At 74.0% G+C, this 15,055-nt stretch carries 14 protein-coding genes and 1 riboswitch; of the genes, 12 read left to right on the top strand and 2 right to left on the bottom strand.

Going from position 1 to position 15,055, the window contains the following annotated elements; genetic code table 11:
• Positions 1-49: 49 nt before the first annotated feature.
• Genes C9J87_RS11610 through bluB form a run of 5 tightly spaced genes read left to right on the top strand, consistent with a single transcriptional unit; the run spans position 50 to position 4,464 of the window.
• Complete coding sequence (locus C9J87_RS11610; RefSeq protein ID WP_198016958.1) at positions 50-895, top strand: nitrite reductase; 846 nt, start codon at positions 50-52, stop codon at positions 893-895.
• Positions 892-1,575: a precorrin-8X methylmutase gene (locus C9J87_RS11605; protein WP_010832301.1), complete on the top strand. Its 684-nt coding sequence runs from the start codon at positions 892-894 to the stop codon at positions 1,573-1,575. The genes C9J87_RS11610 and C9J87_RS11605 overlap by 4 nt, the downstream gene beginning before the upstream one ends.
• Positions 1,572-3,086 carry a precorrin-3B C(17)-methyltransferase gene (cobJ, locus tag C9J87_RS11600; RefSeq protein WP_107705598.1) on the top strand — a complete coding sequence of 505 codons (1,515 nt, stop codon included), beginning with the start codon at positions 1,572-1,574 and terminating at the stop codon, positions 3,084-3,086. The genes C9J87_RS11605 and cobJ overlap by 4 nt, the downstream gene beginning before the upstream one ends.
• Positions 3,086-3,838, top strand: coding sequence for a precorrin-4 C(11)-methyltransferase (gene cobM, locus C9J87_RS11595; RefSeq protein WP_010832303.1), 753 nt, complete (start codon positions 3,086-3,088; stop codon positions 3,836-3,838). The genes cobJ and cobM overlap by 1 nt, the downstream gene beginning before the upstream one ends.
• The gene (gene bluB, locus C9J87_RS11590; RefSeq protein ID WP_010832304.1) at positions 3,835-4,464 is read left to right on the top strand and encodes a 5,6-dimethylbenzimidazole synthase; all 630 of its coding nucleotides are present in this window, start codon (positions 3,835-3,837) and stop codon (positions 4,462-4,464) included. Before cobM ends, bluB begins: the two co-directional genes overlap by 4 nt.
• A 3-nt stretch (positions 4,465-4,467) precedes the next feature.
• Here bluB and C9J87_RS11585 read toward each other — a convergent pair whose 3' ends face one another.
• Positions 4,468-5,130: a class I SAM-dependent methyltransferase gene (locus C9J87_RS11585; protein ID WP_107705597.1), complete on the bottom strand. Its 663-nt coding sequence runs from the start codon at positions 5,128-5,130 to the stop codon at positions 4,468-4,470.
• A gap of 56 nt (positions 5,131-5,186) precedes the next feature.
• Between C9J87_RS11585 and C9J87_RS11580 the strand changes: the two genes are divergently transcribed.
• Complete coding sequence (locus C9J87_RS11580) at positions 5,187-5,774, top strand: helix-turn-helix domain-containing protein (protein ID WP_010832306.1); 588 nt, start codon at positions 5,187-5,189, stop codon at positions 5,772-5,774.
• Here C9J87_RS11580 and C9J87_RS11575 read toward each other — a convergent pair.
• Complete coding sequence (locus C9J87_RS11575) at positions 5,771-6,949, bottom strand: bifunctional cobalt-precorrin-7 (C(5))-methyltransferase/cobalt-precorrin-6B (C(15))-methyltransferase (protein ID WP_010832307.1); 1,179 nt, start codon at positions 6,947-6,949, stop codon at positions 5,771-5,773. The two genes, C9J87_RS11580 and C9J87_RS11575, sit on opposite strands and share 4 nt — an antisense overlap.
• Positions 6,950-6,996: 47 nt before the next feature.
• A riboswitch (cobalamin riboswitch) is annotated at positions 6,997-7,172 on the top strand.
• Between the two features lie 26 nt (positions 7,173-7,198).
• Here C9J87_RS11575 and C9J87_RS11570 point away from each other — a divergent pair.
• Genes C9J87_RS11570 through C9J87_RS11545 form a run of 6 tightly spaced genes read left to right on the top strand, consistent with a single transcriptional unit; the run spans position 7,199 to position 14,975 of the window.
• The gene (locus C9J87_RS11570) at positions 7,199-9,250 is read left to right on the top strand and encodes a VWA domain-containing protein (RefSeq protein WP_010832308.1); all 2,052 of its coding nucleotides are present in this window, start codon (positions 7,199-7,201) and stop codon (positions 9,248-9,250) included.
• Positions 9,250-9,864 carry a cob(I)yrinic acid a,c-diamide adenosyltransferase gene (gene cobO, locus C9J87_RS11565; protein WP_010832309.1) on the top strand — a complete coding sequence of 205 codons (615 nt, stop codon included), beginning with the start codon at positions 9,250-9,252 and terminating at the stop codon, positions 9,862-9,864. Before C9J87_RS11570 ends, cobO begins: the two co-directional genes overlap by 1 nt.
• Positions 9,865-9,872: 8 nt before the next feature.
• Positions 9,873-12,224 (top strand): cobyrinate a,c-diamide synthase, encoded by a 2,352-nt coding sequence (locus C9J87_RS11560; protein ID WP_408635550.1) that lies wholly within the window; start codon positions 9,873-9,875, stop codon positions 12,222-12,224.
• Complete coding sequence (gene cobT / locus C9J87_RS11555) at positions 12,221-13,276, top strand: nicotinate-nucleotide--dimethylbenzimidazole phosphoribosyltransferase (protein WP_232820033.1); 1,056 nt, start codon at positions 12,221-12,223, stop codon at positions 13,274-13,276. Before C9J87_RS11560 ends, cobT begins: the two co-directional genes overlap by 4 nt.
• Positions 13,276-14,037, top strand: coding sequence for an adenosylcobinamide-GDP ribazoletransferase (locus C9J87_RS11550; protein ID WP_107705596.1), 762 nt, complete (start codon positions 13,276-13,278; stop codon positions 14,035-14,037). The genes cobT and C9J87_RS11550 overlap by 1 nt, the downstream gene beginning before the upstream one ends.
• Positions 14,034-14,975 carry a cobalamin biosynthesis protein gene (locus tag C9J87_RS11545; RefSeq protein WP_157953181.1) on the top strand — a complete coding sequence of 314 codons (942 nt, stop codon included), beginning with the start codon at positions 14,034-14,036 and terminating at the stop codon, positions 14,973-14,975. The genes C9J87_RS11550 and C9J87_RS11545 overlap by 4 nt, the downstream gene beginning before the upstream one ends.
• Positions 14,976-15,055: the final 80 nt, after the last annotated feature.

The following is a 15,055-nucleotide window of genomic DNA, read 5'->3' as shown; positions in this document are numbered from 1 at the left end:
CGCCAGGTCACACGGCCCCGCGCACGGGCCCGGACCCAGATTGGCCCCCATGTCCAGCACACGCAGCAGAGGCGACCTCTGCCCGGGCGCGCTGCGCCCGTGGTCGGCATCCGACGGGATGCTCGTGCGCCTGCGCCTGATCGGCGGGTGGGTGTCCGCGGAGTCGCTGCGCGCGCTGGCCGGCGTCGCGGGGGAGTACGGCGACGGGCGGGTGCACCTCACCTCGCGCGCCAACCTCCAGGTCCGCGCCCTGCCCAGCTCGGGCTGCGGCCTCGACCCGGCGGTGCTGGCCGCGATCGAGGCGACCGGGCTGCTGCCCACCCGCAGCCACGAGCTGGTCCGCAACGTCATGGTCTCCCCGCAGTCCGGGCTCGCCGAAGGGCGTGCCGACCTGCGGGTCGTGGCCGCGGACCTCGACGCGCGGCTGTGCGCCGATCCCGAGCTCGCGGCCCTGCCCGGGCGCTTCCTGTTCGTGCTCGACGACGGCCGGGGCGACCTGCTGACGCGCGGCTGCGACCTCGGCCTGGTGACGCTCGACTCCTCGTCGGCGCAGCTCCGGGTCGGGGACGGGTTCGGTCCGGTCGTCCCGCTGGCCGAGGCGGCGGCGCGGATCGCGGAGCTGGCCCACGCGTTCGCCGTACGCCGCGGCAACGGACCGTCGGCGCCCTGGCACGTGACGGAGCTGGACACACCGCTGCTCGACCCCGGCCCGCCCGACCCACGACTGCCTGCGCCTGCGCCTGCTCTGCCCTTCGGCGACGTGCCGGGCGGACGCCACGTCGAGGTCACCCGCGACGGGCTCGACCGCGCGGCCGTCGACGACCTGACTTCCCACACCGCCGCCCTCGTGGTCACCCCGTGGCGCGGCGTCCTGATCCCCGAGGAGACCCGATGACCGACCTGACCCAGCTGCCCGGCCTGCGCCGGCCGCAGCGGCACTACGACTACGTCGACGTCGGCCCGGACATCTATGTCGACTCGTTCGCGACCATCCGCCGCGAGTCGGACCTCAGCGGCGTGCCCGCCGACGCGGAGAAGCTCGCCGTCCGGATGATCCACGGCAGCGGGCAGGTCGACCTCGCCGCCGACCTGGTCATCCACCCCGGGCTGATCTCGGCCGCGCGGACGGCGCTGGAGGCCGGGGCGCCGATGCTGTGCGACGCCACGATGGTCGCGACCGGCGTGACCCGGGCGCGGCTGCCGCGCGACAACGAGGTGCTCTGCTTCCTCAACGACGAGCGCACGCCCGACCTGGCGCGGGAGTGGCGCACGACCCGCACCGCCGCCGCCGTCTCGCTGTGGGAGCCGCACCTCGAGGGCGCGGTCGTCGCGATCGGCAACGCGCCGACGGCGCTGTTCCACCTGCTCGAGATGGTCCTCGACGGAGGTCCGCGACCGGCCGCGATCGTCGGCTGCCCGGTCGGCTTCATCGGCGCCGCCGAGTCCAAGCAGGCCCTGGTCGACCTCAGCGGGGAGCACGGGATCGACATCCCGTTCGTCACCGTCCTGGGCCGCCGCGGTGGATCCGCGATGACCTCGTCCGCCCTCAACGCACTGGCCCAGGAGCAGGAATGACAGGCAGGTTCACGGTCGTGGGGATCGGCCCGGGTGACCCGGAGCTGATGACGATCAAGGCGGCCCGGCTCATCGCCGCCGCCGACGTCGTGGCCTACCACGCAGGTGTCCGCAAGCAGTCGCACGCTCGCCGCATCGCTGCCGACGTCATCCCGGCCGGCGCTGTCGAGGAGGAGCTCCGCTACCCGGTCACGACCGGGACCACCAACCACCCCGGCGGCTACGTCGGGGCGATGGCCGACTTCTACGAGTCCTGCGCCGTCCGACTGGCGCGGCACCTCGACGCCGGCCGCGACGTGGTCCTGCTCGCCGAGGGCGACCCGCTCTTCTACGGCTCGTCCATGTACCTCCACGACCGCTTCGGCGAGGTCTACGACACCGAGGTGGTGCCGGGGGTCCCTGCCTTCGCAGCGGCCACCGCCACGATCTCGACGCCGCTGGTGCGCCAGTCCGACGTGCTCACGGTCCTGCCCGGGACGCTGCCCGAGCCCGAGCTCGCGCGTCGGCTGGCCGACACGGACGCGGCCATCATCATGAAGCTCGGCCGCACCTTCCCGGCGGTGCGCTCGGCGCTCGAGCAGGCTGGTCGTCTCGACGGTGCGTGGTACGTCGAGCGGGCGTCCCAGCCGGAGGAACGATGGCTGCCCGTCGCGGACGTCGATCCGGAGTCCGTCCCCTACTTCTCGCTCGTGGTCGTGCCCGGCGACACGGCTCACGCCACGAGCCGCGTTCGCCTCCGGCACGGTCTCGACGAGGCCGTCGAGGTGGCCCCCGAGCCCGCCGCCGAGCTCCTCGTCGTCGGCCTCGGGCCCGGCCCGGACGGCTGGCTGACGCCCGAGGTCTCCGCGGCGCTCGCGGAGGTCGACCACGTCGTCGGCTACGGGCCCTACGTCGAGCGGGTGCCGCAGCGTGCCGGCCTGACCCGGCACGCCTCCGGCAACACGGTCGAGGTCGACCGCGCCCGCATCGCGCTCGACCTCGCACGCGCCGGCGAGCGGGTCGCGGTCGTGTCCGGCGGCGACGCCGGGGTCTTCGGGATGGCGGCTGCCGTCTTCGAGGCGGCCGACGACGCGGCGTACGCCGATGTGTCGATCCGCGTCCTGCCCGGACTCAGCGCCGTGCAGGCCGTGGCGGCGCGGGCCGGTGCCCCGATCGGCGGCGACTTCGCGGTCGTCTCGCTCTCCGACCGGCTCAAGCCGTGGGCGGTGGTCGAGCGCCGGTTGCGCGCGATCGCCGAGGCCGACCTGGTGCTGGCGATCTACAACCCCGCGTCGCGCTCGCGCACCTCCCAGGTCGCGACGGCCCAGGAGGTGCTGCTCGAGCACCGCAAGCCCGACACCGTCGTGGTCGTCGGTCGTGACGTCGGCCGGGCCGAGGAGTCGTTGACGGTGACCACGCTCGCCGAGCTCGACCCGGCGAGCATCGACATGAAGTGCCTGCTGATCATCGGGGCCTCGGGGACGCGGGTCAGTCCGGCCGGCGTCTGGACGCCGCGCTTCGTGGACGCCTGATGACCGTCCACTTCGTCGGGGCCGGCCCGGGGGTCGCCGACCTGCTGACCGTGCGCGCGACCCGGCTGCTGGGGGCCGCCGACGTCGTGCTGTTCCCGGGGTCCTACCTCGATCCCGAGGTGCTCGGCCACGTGAGCCCGGAGGCGACCCTGGTCGACACCCAGGACCTCGACCTCGACGAGATCGTCGAGCGCCTCGTCTCGGCCCACCACGAGGGCAAGGACGTCGTGCGGCTCGCCTCGGGCGACCTGTCGGTCTACTCAGCGCTCGCCGAGCAGACCCGCCGCCTCGACGCTGCCGGGGTGCCGTGGGACGTCACGCCCGGCGTGCCCGCCTACGCCGCGGCCGCCGCGCTCCTCGGCCGCGAGCTGACCGTGCCGCTCGTCGCGCAGTCGGTCGTGCTCACCCGGGTGCAGGCGCGCTCGACCGCGATGCCGTCGGGGGAGTCGCTCGCGGCCTTCGCCGCGACCGGCGCCACGCTGGTCCTGCACCTCGCGATCACCCGCACCCGTTCACTCATGGAGGAGCTCGAGGAGGAGTACGGCGCCGACTGCCCGGTCGCCGTCGTGCACCGCGCGAGCCAGCCGGACGAGCTGGTGCTGCGCGGCACGGTCGCCACCATCGCCGACCTGGTCGAGGAGGCCGGGCTGAGGATGGCGGCGGTGATCCTCGTCGGTCGCGCGCTGGCGCCGGCCGACGGCGGGGAGTCCTACCTCTACGCCCCCACGCGTGACCGGAGCTCCAAGCGGTGAACGACCTCTACGACGTCATCAACCGCCGCCGCGACACCCGCCGGGAGTTCACCGGCGAGCCGGTCGCGCCCGAGGTGCTCCAGCGGGTGCTGGCCGCGGCCCACTGCGCGCCGAGCGTCGGGATGAGCCAGCCGTGGGACTTCGTGCTGGTGCGCGCTGCATCGACGCTGGCGTCGTTCCGCTCCCATGTCGACGCCGAGCGATCGACGTACGCCGCAACGCTGGACGGTGAGCGGTCCGAGACCTTCGACAAGATCAAGGTCGAGGGGATCGTCGAGTCCGGGCTGGGGATCGTCGTCGGCTACGACCCGTCGCGCGGCGGGCCCAACGTGCTGGGCCGGCACGCCATCGCCGACGCGGGGCTCTACTCCGTCGTCTGCGCCATCCAGAACCTCTGGCTCGCCGCGACCGCCGAGGGCCTAGGCGTCGGCTGGGTCAGCTTCTACCGCGAGGAGTTCCTCCGCGACCTCGTCGGCTTCCCGGCCCACGTCCGCCCGGTCGCGTGGCTGTGCGTCGGCGCCGTCTCCGAGCTACCGGACGTGCCGGACCTCGAGCGGTTCGGGTGGCGGCACCGCTCGCCGCTCGAGGGCGTCGTGCACGCGGAGCGCTACTCGGCTCGGGAGTAGGCCTCAACGGCGCGTGGCCCGGACGACCACGTCGTGCAGCACCTTGTCGCTGCCGGGCACGGTCCGCTGCGACTCCTGAGCGGTCACGACCTCCCACGCGGCCGGGTCCAGCCGCGCCGTGATGGTGGCTGCGGTCGCCGACGCGGCGGCGGGAGGCTCGTGGCCGTGACCATGGCCGTGACCATGACCGTGGCCTCCGTGGTGGAGGTGGCCGACGATCAGCAGCGTGCCGCCGGGCGCCACCCACGTTGCGATCCGGTCGTAGAACTCCAGCTGCGGGATCGAGGGGTGCGCATAGTGCGTGGTCACCAGGTCGTACGGCGCCTCCGGCTCCCACACGGACAGGTCTGCCTCGACCCACTCCACCTGCACGCCGTTCGCGTCGGCACGTTCGGCTGCGCGTGCGAGTGCATCGGTGGCGATGTCGGCCGCGGTGACCTGCCAGCCGCACGAGGCGAGCCAGATCGCCTCGGCCCCGGCCCCGCAGCCGGCGTCGAGGGCGGTCCCGGGCGTGAGGTCAGCGACCTCCGTCAGCAAGTGCGGGTTGGGCTGGCTGGTGGCCATGGCCTGGGCGCGATCGCCCTGCCAGATCTGGTCCCAGTACTCGTTGTCGAACGTGTGCGTCACGCGGTCTCCTCGATCAAGGTGTGCTCGTCTCTTCGACAGTGACCGCCGGATGGCGGATTTGCAAACGTTGTTGCTGAACTGGCAAATTACGAGACATGTATGAGACGGACCGCACCCTCGACGGCGTGGGCCCGCGGCTGAAGCTGCTGCGTCAGCGCCGCGACAGCACGCTCAGTGAGGTGGCTCACGAGACCGGCATCTCGACCAGCACTCTGTCCCGGCTCGAGGCGGGTCTTCGTCGGCCCACCCTGGAGCAGCTGCTGCCGCTGGCACGCGCGTACGGCGTCACGCTGGACGAGCTCGTCGGCGCACCGCCCACGGGCGACCCGCGGGTGAACCTGCGCCCGATCGCCGGCAGCGGCGGCGCGACGATCCTGCCGCTGACCAACCGGCCCGGAGGCGTCCAGGCCTACAAGTTCGTGCTGCCCGCCGGTCGCGACGACGCCGAGCCCGAGCTGCGCACCCACGAGGGCTACGACTGGGCGTTCGTCCTCAACGGCCAGCTCCGCCTGGTGCTCGGCGAGCACGACCTGATCCTCGGACCGGGCGAGGCCGCCGAGTTCGACACCCGCACCCCGCACTGGTTCGGAGCCACCAGCTCAGGGCCGGTGGAGTTCCTCAGCCTCGTCGGCAAGCAGGGCGAGCGTGCGCACGTCCGGGCCGCGCCGCGAGGGAAGGGTTAGCCCGAGAACGCCCACTGGGTGACGCTGCGCGCAGGCGTCCAGCCCGTGAAGGTGCCGACGGGCGCGGCGGTCTCGACGCCGATGCGCGTCAGCTCGCCGCCGTGCTCGGTGTAGGCCTGGGCCAGGCGTTGCTCGGTCTCGAGCGTCACGCCGTGGACGACGAGCCGGCCGCCGGGCGACAGTGCGGCCAGGCAGGTGTCGAGGACACCCGGAGCGGTCGCGCCGCCGCCGATGAAGATCGCGTCGGGCCGGCGTAGGCCGGCGAGGGCGTCGGGCGCGCGGCCGGTCACCACGGACAGGCCGGGTACGCCGAGGCGCGAGGCGTTCCTCGCGATGCGGGCCGCTCGGTCGGGGTTGCCCTCGATCGCGGTGGTCGTGCAGGTCGGGTGGGCGCGCATCCACTCGATCCCGATCGAGCCGGCGCCGGCGCCGACGTCCCAGAGGTGCTCGCCGGGGACGGGCGCGAGCCGGGCCAGGGCGGAGGCGCGCAGGTCGCGCTTGGTCAGCTGGCCGTCGTGCTCGAAGGCGTCGTCGGGCAGCCCGGCTGTCCAGCCGAAGCGGGGCGGACCGACCAGCTCGAGGGCGAGGACGTGCAGCCGCGGCGACGTCTCGCGCCAGTCCTGTGCCACGCCGGTCGCGTGCGACTCCGACGGAGCGCCGAGCTCGCCGAGGACGTGCAGGGTGCTGGCGCCGTACCCCACGTCGGTCAGCAGGGCGGCGACCTGGCCGGGCGTGTGCTCGTCGGACGACAGCACGAGGACGCGCCGTCCGGGGGCGAGCTCGCGCAGCACCAGGGCGGGGTCGCGACCGACGAGGCTGACGACGGCGCACGACTCGGCCGGCCAGCCGAGCCGGGCCCGGGCGAGCGCCACCGAGGAGACAGCGGGGTGCAGGACGACGTGCTCGGCGCCGAGCACGTCGATCAGGGTCGTGCCGATGCCGGAGACGAGCGGGTCACCGGAGGCGAGGGCGACGAGGCCGGGGGACTCCGCGACCAGCTCGGCGAGCCCGGCGCGCAGTGGGGACGGCCAGGCCAGGCGCTGCTGACCGGGGACGTCCGGCAGCAGGTCGAGGTGGCGGGCGCCGCCGACGACGACGGGCGCGGCCAGGACCAGGTCGCGGAGATGGGCAGGCACCCCGGACCAGCCGTCGGCGCCGATCCCGACGACGGTCACGGCTGGCAGGGATGGACGGGGGGAGGGGGCCACGGGCCCGCACGCTATCGTCTCGGCAGGCACGAGGTGCCCTGACGGCCGGCTCATCGGAAACGTTGAGCATGCGTCGGAGGGGAGAATCTGGGAAGCCGGTGAAAGTCCGGCACAGGCCCGCTGCGGTGAATCAGGCCCCTCTCGAGGGGACCTGACAAGTCCGAAGACCGGCCTCGCGTCCGACCATTTTCTTGGCGAAGCGAGCGGGAGCCTCACATGCCACAGCACTACCCATTTTCTGCCGTCCTCGGTTGCGAGGCCGACGCGCTCGACGACATGGGCCTCGCCCTCGTCCTCACCACCATCGCGCCCGAGATCGGTGGGGTGCTGGTGCGCGGCGAGAAGGGCACGGCCAAGTCGACCACCGTCCGCGCGCTGGCGGCGGTGCTGCCGCCGGTCGACGTCTATGCCGACGACCGCTTCTCGATCGATCCGACCAACCCGTCCGCGACCTCGCCCGACGGCCCCTTCGCCGCCGACGCGTCGGTGCTCACGCGCCCGGTCCGCCTCGTCGAGCTGCCGGTGGGTGCCACCGAGGACCGCGTGCTCGGGTCGCTGCACCTCGAGCGGGCCCTGTCGCACGGCAAGGTCGAGTACGAGCCCGGACTCCTCGCCCGCGCCCACCGCGGCATCCTCTACGTCGACGAGGTCAACCTGCTCCACGACCACCTCGTCGACCTGCTGCTCGACGCTGCCGCGATGGGCCAGGTCACCATCGAGCGTGACGGTGTCTCGGTCGAGCACGCCGCCCGCTTCGTGCTGATCGGCACCATGAACCCCGAGGAGGGCGAGCTCCGCCCGCAGCTCCTCGACCGCTTCGGGCTGACCGTCGAGGTCGCCGCGCCGCGCGAGCCCACGCTGCGCGCCGAGGTCGTACGGCGACGGATGGCCTTCGACCTCGACGCGACCGCCTTCACCGAGCGCTACCGCGACCGCGACCGCTCCCTGACCGAGCGGATCTCGTCCGCTCGCGACCACCTGCCCAAGGTGCGGCTCACGGACGCCGCCCTGCTCAAGATCGCCGAGATCTGCGCCGCCTTCGAGGTCGACGGGCTGCGGGCCGACATCGTCACCGCCCGCACCGCCGTCGCGCACGCCGCCTGGGAGGGCCGCGACGAGGTCACCCGCGCCGACATCCGCCGGGCCGCGCTGCTGTCGCTGCCGCACCGCCGTCGCCGCAACCCGTTCGACGCCCCCGGCCTCGACGAGGACCTGCTCGACCAGCTGCTCGGCGACGACGAGCTGCCGCCCGAGCCGCCGGAGGGGCCGGAGGGGCCGGAGGGGCCCGACTCGCCGGAGGGCCCCGACTCGCCCGGCTCGCCCGACGACGATCCGGGACGTCATGAGGACGGGTCGTCCGAACAGCCAGATCCCATGACGTCCGAGGGGGACAGCGAGCCGCCCCTTGGACCTGAGTCTTCTCAAGACTCAGGTCCGAGCGCGGAGTCGGTGGTCGGTGCCGCGGCGGCCTACCGCCCCAAGCTCTTCACCGTCCAGGGCCTCGGTGACGGCGCCGCCGGCCGCCGCAGCCGTGCTCTCTCGCGCACCGGTCGGCGCGTGGGCGCCACGGCCGGCACGAGCGGTTCGCTGCACCTGGTCGAGACACTGCTGGCTGCAGCCGGCAAGCAACCCGCGCGGGGTCGCACGAGCGGTCGCGTCGACGTCCGGTCCGAAGACTTGAGGGTCGCCGTCCGCGAGGGCCGCGAGGCCAACCTCGTCCTCTTCTGCGTCGACGCCTCCGGCTCGATGGCCGCGCGCAAGCGGATGACCCAGGTCAAGACCGCCGTGCTGTCGCTGCTGATGGACGCCTACCGCCGCCGCGACAAGGTCGGGCTGATCACCTTCCGCGCCCAGGACGCCGAGCTCGCGCTGCCGCCGACCCACTCGGTCGAGATCGCCGCGCAGCGCCTGGACGAGCTTCCGGCCGGGGGGCGTACGCCGCTGGCCGCAGGTCTCCTCGAGGCCGCGACCGTGCTGCGGCGCGAGCGGCTGCGTGACCCGCGGCTCCGCCCGTTGCTGGTGGTGGTGACCGACGGTCGCGCCACCGACGGACCCGACGCCGTGGCCCGTTCCCTGCAGGCCGCGGAGCACCTCGCCGGCCTGCGTGTCACCACGATCGTCATCGACTCCGAGTCCGGCCCGCTGCGGCTCGGGCTCGCCGCCCGGCTGGCCGACGTGCTCGGCGCCGAGCACCTCCCGGTCGCCGAGGTCAGCGCCGAGTCGCTGGCCGGCACCGTCCGGACGCACACCGAGAGAGGGGTGGCCTGATGCCGAAGGGCCAGCCGATCGCCGTACCGGACGACGGGCTCACCACCCGGCAGCGCCGCAACCGCCCGCTGGTGATGGTGCACACGGGCGACGGGAAGGGGAAGTCGACTGCCGCTTTCGGGGTCGGCATCCGCGGCTGGAACCAGGGCTGGAAGGTCGGCGTCTTCCAGTTCGTGAAGTCCGCCAAGTGGCGCATCGGCGAGCAGACCGTGCTCGAGCGCCTGGGCAGCCTGCACGAGGAGACCGGCGAGGGCGGTCCCGTCGAGTGGCACAAGATGGGCTCGGGCTGGTCCTGGACCCGCAAGCACGGCGACGACGTCGACCACGCGGCCGCGGCCGTCGAGGGCTGGCAGGAGATCAAGCGCCGCCTCGCCGAGGAGACCCACGACCTGCTGATCCTCGACGAGTTCACCTATCCGATGAAGTGGGGCTGGGTCGATGTCGACGACGTCGTCGAGACGCTCCGCGACCGGCCGGGCTTCCAGCACGTCGTCATCACCGGCCGCAACGCGGACCCCAGGCTCGTCGAGGTCGCCGACCTGGTCACCGAGATGACCAAGGTCAAGCACCCGATGGACGCCGGCCAGAAGGGACAGAAGGGCATCGAGTGGTGACCCTGCCCGTGACCCTGCCGAGGCTGGTGATTGCCGCTCCCAGCACCGGGCAGGGCAAGACCACCATCGCGACGGGCCTCCTCGCGGCGCTTCGAAACGCCGGGCAGAGCGTCAGCGGGCACAAGGTCGGCCCCGACTACATCGATCCCGGCTACCACGCGCTCGCCTCCGGTCGTCCCGGTCGCAACCTCGACCCGCACCTCGTCGGCGAGGAGCGGGTCGTGCCGCTGCTGCTGCACGGCGCGCGGGGTGCCGATGTCGCGGTGATCGAGGGCGTGATGGGCCTGCACGACGGGCGGATCGGGACCGACGGCTTCGCCTCGACGGCCCACGTCGCCGCCCTCACGCAGTCACCGGTCGTGCTCGTCCTCGACATCGCCCGCCAGTCGCGCACGGTCGCGGCGATCGCGGCGGGTATGGCGACGTACGACCCGACCATCGAGATCGCCGGCGTCGTCCTCAACAACGCGGGCTCCGAGCGCAACATCGAGGAGATCCGGCGCGCCCTCTCGCTGCCCGTGCTCGGCGTGCTGCCGCGCGACGAGGACCTCGCCACCCCGTCGCGACACCTCGGGCTGGTGCCCGCGGCCGAGCGCGACGAATCGGTCGCGATGGTCGCGCGGCTGGGGGAGCAGGTCGCCAAGCACCTCGACCTCGACGCACTCCTCGACGTCGCGCGCTCGGCGCCCGACCTCGACGCAACGCCCTGGGACCCGGCGCTCCACATCAGCCCTGCGGGAGCCGGTCGTCCCGTCGTCGCCGTCGCCGGCGGACGCGCCTTCACGTTCCGCTACCCCGAGACCGAGGAGCTGCTCAGCGCGGCCGGGTGCGAGGTCGTCGCCTTCGACCCGCTGCGCGACCGCCGCCTGCCTGCGGGCACGCAGGCGATCTACCTCGGTGGCGGCTTCCCCGAGGTGTACGCCGCCGAGCTGGCCGCCAACCGGAGCCTGCTCGACGACCTGGGCGACGCGGTCCGGGCGGGCGTCCCCACGGTCGCGGAGTGTGCGGGGCTGCTCTACCTCGCCGCGACCCTCGACGGCGTGGCGATGGCAGGCGTCGTGCCGACCGACGCCGCGATGGGCAGCCGCCTGACGCTGCGCTACCCGACCGCGACCGCGCTCACCGACTCGCTGCTGACGCGGGTGGGAGAGCAGGTGACGGGGCACGAGTTCCACAAGACGTCGGTCACCTCGGACGGTGACGCGTGGGGGATCGACGGTGCCCCGACCGGGTTCGCGACCGACACCTGGCACGCGTCCTACCTGCACGTGCACTGGGCCGGGCACCCCGCGCTCGCGCAGCGGTTCGCGGACGCGGCGCACGCAGCCGTGCCGCACGTCTCCTCGCCCGTGGTCGAGCCCGACCCGGTCGACCCCTTGCGCCACCACGGCGACGTCGAGGCGGCTCCCGGCCTGCTCGACCTCGCCGTCAACGTCTTCGTGGGCGAGCGCCCGGTGTGGCTCGACGACGCCCTGCACGCCGCCATCGGTGACACCGCCTATCCCGACGCGGCGCCGGCGCTGGCTGCCCTCGCGCGGTTCGTGGAGCGGCCCGCCGATGAGGTGCTGCCCACCGCGGGAGCCGCGGAGGCGTTCACCCTGATCGCCCGCCAGCCGTGGCGGCACCCGGTCGTGGTGCACCCGCAGTTCACCGAGCCGCACGCCGCCCTGGAGCAGGCGGGCCACACGGTCGAGACCGTGCTCTGCCGGTCCGACTCCACCCTCGATCCGTCGACCGTCCCGGACGCGGCCGACCTGGTCGTCATCGGCAACCCGACCAACCCGACCGGGGTGCTGCATCCCGCGTCGCTGATCCGGGCGCTCCGGAGGCCGGGCCGGCTCGTCGTCGTCGACGAGGCGTTCATGGACGCCGTGCCCGGCGAGGTCGAGTCGCTGGTGCGCGAGCGCCTCGACGGTGTGGTGGTCATCCGCAGCCTCACCAAGCACTGGTCGATCCCCGGCATCCGCGCCGGCTACCTCACCGGCGACCCTGCGTTCGTCCGCGACCTCGCCCGCGCCCAGACCCCGTGGTCGGTCGCCGGGCCGGCGGTCGCCGCGCTCGTCGCGTGCAGCAACGATCGCGCCGCCGCCGAGTCGGCCGACCGTGCCCTGACGCTGGGCCGGTGGCGCGACCACCTCGTCGCGGGACTCACCGAGCGCGGCATCGAGCACGTGCCCTCGTCGGCCCCGTTCGTGCTGGCCCGCCTCGGAGGCGCCCGGCTGTCCCTGCGCGATGTCGGCATCGCCGTACGCCGATGCGACACGTTCCCCGGACTCGACCCCACCTGGGCGCGCATCGCCGTGCGCCCCGAACCCCTCACCGACCGCTTCCTCGTCGCGCTCGACCACCTCGACCCATGAAGGACCCCGCCATGGCCTACGTCGCCGCCCCCTCCGACATCGCCCGCACCCACGCCACCAAGCGGCTGGCCGCGCTCGCCACCCCGCCCGGTGCGCTCGGCCGGCTCGGCGACCTCGCCGTGTGGGTCGCGGCCTGCCAGGGCCAGGTGCCGCCGGTGCCGGTCGACAACGTCCGGCTCGTCATCTTCGCGGGTGACCACGGCGTTGCCGGCCACGGAGTGTCGGCCTTCCCGCCGGCGATCACCGGCGCGATGGTGCGGACCTTCCTGCTCGGCAAGGCGGGCGTCAACGCGCTGGCCGGCGCCCACGGCGTCGCCGTGCGCGTGCTCGACCTCGGCGTGGACGAGGACTTCGAGGACCTCGCGCCGGAGGTGCGCGACGCCCTGACCGCGCACAAGATCCGTCGTGGCAGCGGCGCCATCCACCTCGAGGACGCCCTGACCCTCGAGGAGACCCGGGCCGCCCTGGCCGCTGGTGCGGCGGTCGCCCGCGAGGAGATCGCCGCCGGCGCGCAGCTGCTGATCAGCGGCGACATGGGCATCGGCAACACCACCCCCGCCGCGGCCCTGGTCGCGGCCGGGCTCGGCCTGCCCGCCTCGGAGGTCGTGGGTCGCGGCACCGGCATCGACGACGCGGCGCTGCTGCACAAGACAGCGGTGATCGACGCCGCACTGGCCCGCGCCGGCGCCCGCACCGACGACCCGATCGAGACGCTCGCCGCCCTCGGCAGCGCCGACCTCGCCGCGAGCACCGGCTTCCTGCTCGCGGCCGCCCAGGAGGGCCGACCGGTGCTGCTCGACGGCCTGATGAGCGTCGCCTGCGCGCTCACCGCCGATCGCATCGAGCCCGGCGCTGCGGGGTGGTACGCCGCCGGCCACCGCTCCACCGAGCCGGCCCAGTCCCTCGCGCTGGCGAAGATGGGACTCGAGCCGCTCCTCGACCTCGGGCTGCGACTCGGCGAGGGCTCGGGCGCCGTCGCCGCCGTCCCGGTCGTGCGCAGTGCCGCCGCCCTGTTGCGCGACGTCGCGCTGCTCTCGGAGCTCATGCCCTGATGCTCATCGATGCATGGCGGCTCGCGGTCGGGACGCTGACCGCGATCCCGGTGCGTCCGCTGTCCCGCGTCGATCGCCGGCGGGCCGCGGCCGCGATGCTGCTCGCGCCGCTCGCGGTGCTGCCCCTCGGACTCGTGGTCGTCGGCGTCGTGCTGGCCGGCCAGTGGCTGGGGCTGCCGCCCCTCGTCACCGCGCTGCTCGCCGTCGGCGCCGTCGTCCTCGGCAACCGCGCCTTCCACCTCGACGGGCTCTCCGACACCGTCGACGGGCTGGCCGCGTCCTACGACCGCTCACGGTCGCTCGAGGTGATGAAGTCGGGCACGTCCGGTCCGGCCGGCGTCGTGGCGGTGGTGCTGGTGCTCGGACTCCAGGTCGCTGCGCTGGCCTCGGTGCTCTCCGTGTCGTGGCGCGGCGCCGTCCTCGCCGGTGTCGCCGTCTGCCTGTCGCGTGCGGCGCTGGTGGTGTGCTGCGCGCGGGGGGTCCCGGCTGCTCGTGCCGACGGGCTGGGGCTGACCTACACCCGGACCGTGCCGCGTGCGGTCGTCCTCCTCGTGTGGCTCGTCGTCGGCCTCCTGCTCGCGGTGACCTGTGCCTGGGCCGGCCTGCCGTGGTGGCGCGGCACGCTCGCGGCGGCCCTCGCGCTGGGGGTCGTGGTCGCGGTCATCGCCCGCACCACCCGTCGCTTCGGCGGGGTCACCGGTGACGTCTTCGGGGCCGCGATCGAGCTCGCCCTCGCCGCCCTCCTGGTGGGGCTCTCATGAGGGCCCGCGCCGCCGGGCTGCTGCTCGGCTGGGCCGCCGACCGAGCCTTCGGCGACCCGCAGCGCTTCCACCCCGTCGCCGGCTTCGGCACGACGGCGTCGTCCCTCGAGCGCATCCTGTACGCCGACTCGCGGGCGCGCGGAGTCGCGCACACCGGCATCCTCGTCGGTGGCGCGGTCGTGCTCGGCCTGCTCGCCGAGCGTCCCCGGGCGGCCCGTGTCCTCACCACGGCGGTCGCGACGTGGGCCGTGCTCGGCGGGCGGTCACTGGAACGCGAAGCGCTCGCCGTACACACCCGGCTCGTGGCCGCCGACCTGCCCGCGGCGCGGCAACGGCTCACCCACCTCGTCGGTCGCGACACGGCCGCGCTCGACGAGTCGGAGGTTGCGCGGGCGGTCGTCGAGTCGGTCGCGGAGAACACCTCCGACGCTGTCGTCGCCCCGCTGGTGTGGGGAGCGGTGTGCGGTGTGCCGGGTCTCCTCGGCTACCGCGCGGTCAACACCCTTGACGCGATGGTGGGTCACCACAACGCCCGCTACGAGAACTTCGGCTGGGCCTCGGCTTGCCTCGATGACGTCGCGAACCTGCCCGGTTCGCGGCTCTCGGGACTGCTGGTGATGGCCGCCGCACCCGGGCGGGCGAAGGTCGCCCTGCAGACCTGGCGCCGCGACGCGGCCGACCACCCGAGCCCCAACGGCGGCGTCGTCGAGTCGGCCTTCGCGGGCGCCCTGGGCATCCGGCTGGGCGGCACGAACACCTACTACGGCGAGCGGGTCGAGCATCGCGCGGTGATGGGGGACGGCCGCGACGCGCGGCCCGACGACATCACCCGATCCACAGTGCTGGCGCGGCGCGTGGGCCTTCTCGCGGCCCTGACGACGGCCGCGATTTCGGTCCGTGGCGGGTGGACCAAGCGGGTCCGCGGTCCGCTAGGGTGAGCGTCAACGACCACATGGAAGCCGGTGGAATTCCGGCACAGTCGCGCTACTGTGACATCGCCTCAGCCTTCGGGCCGGGT

Source organism: Nocardioides allogilvus, from assembly GCF_003047285.1.
Taxonomy (GTDB): domain Bacteria; phylum Actinomycetota; class Actinomycetes; order Propionibacteriales; family Nocardioidaceae; genus Nocardioides; species Nocardioides allogilvus.
This window is presented reverse-complemented; position numbering and strand designations above follow the sequence as displayed.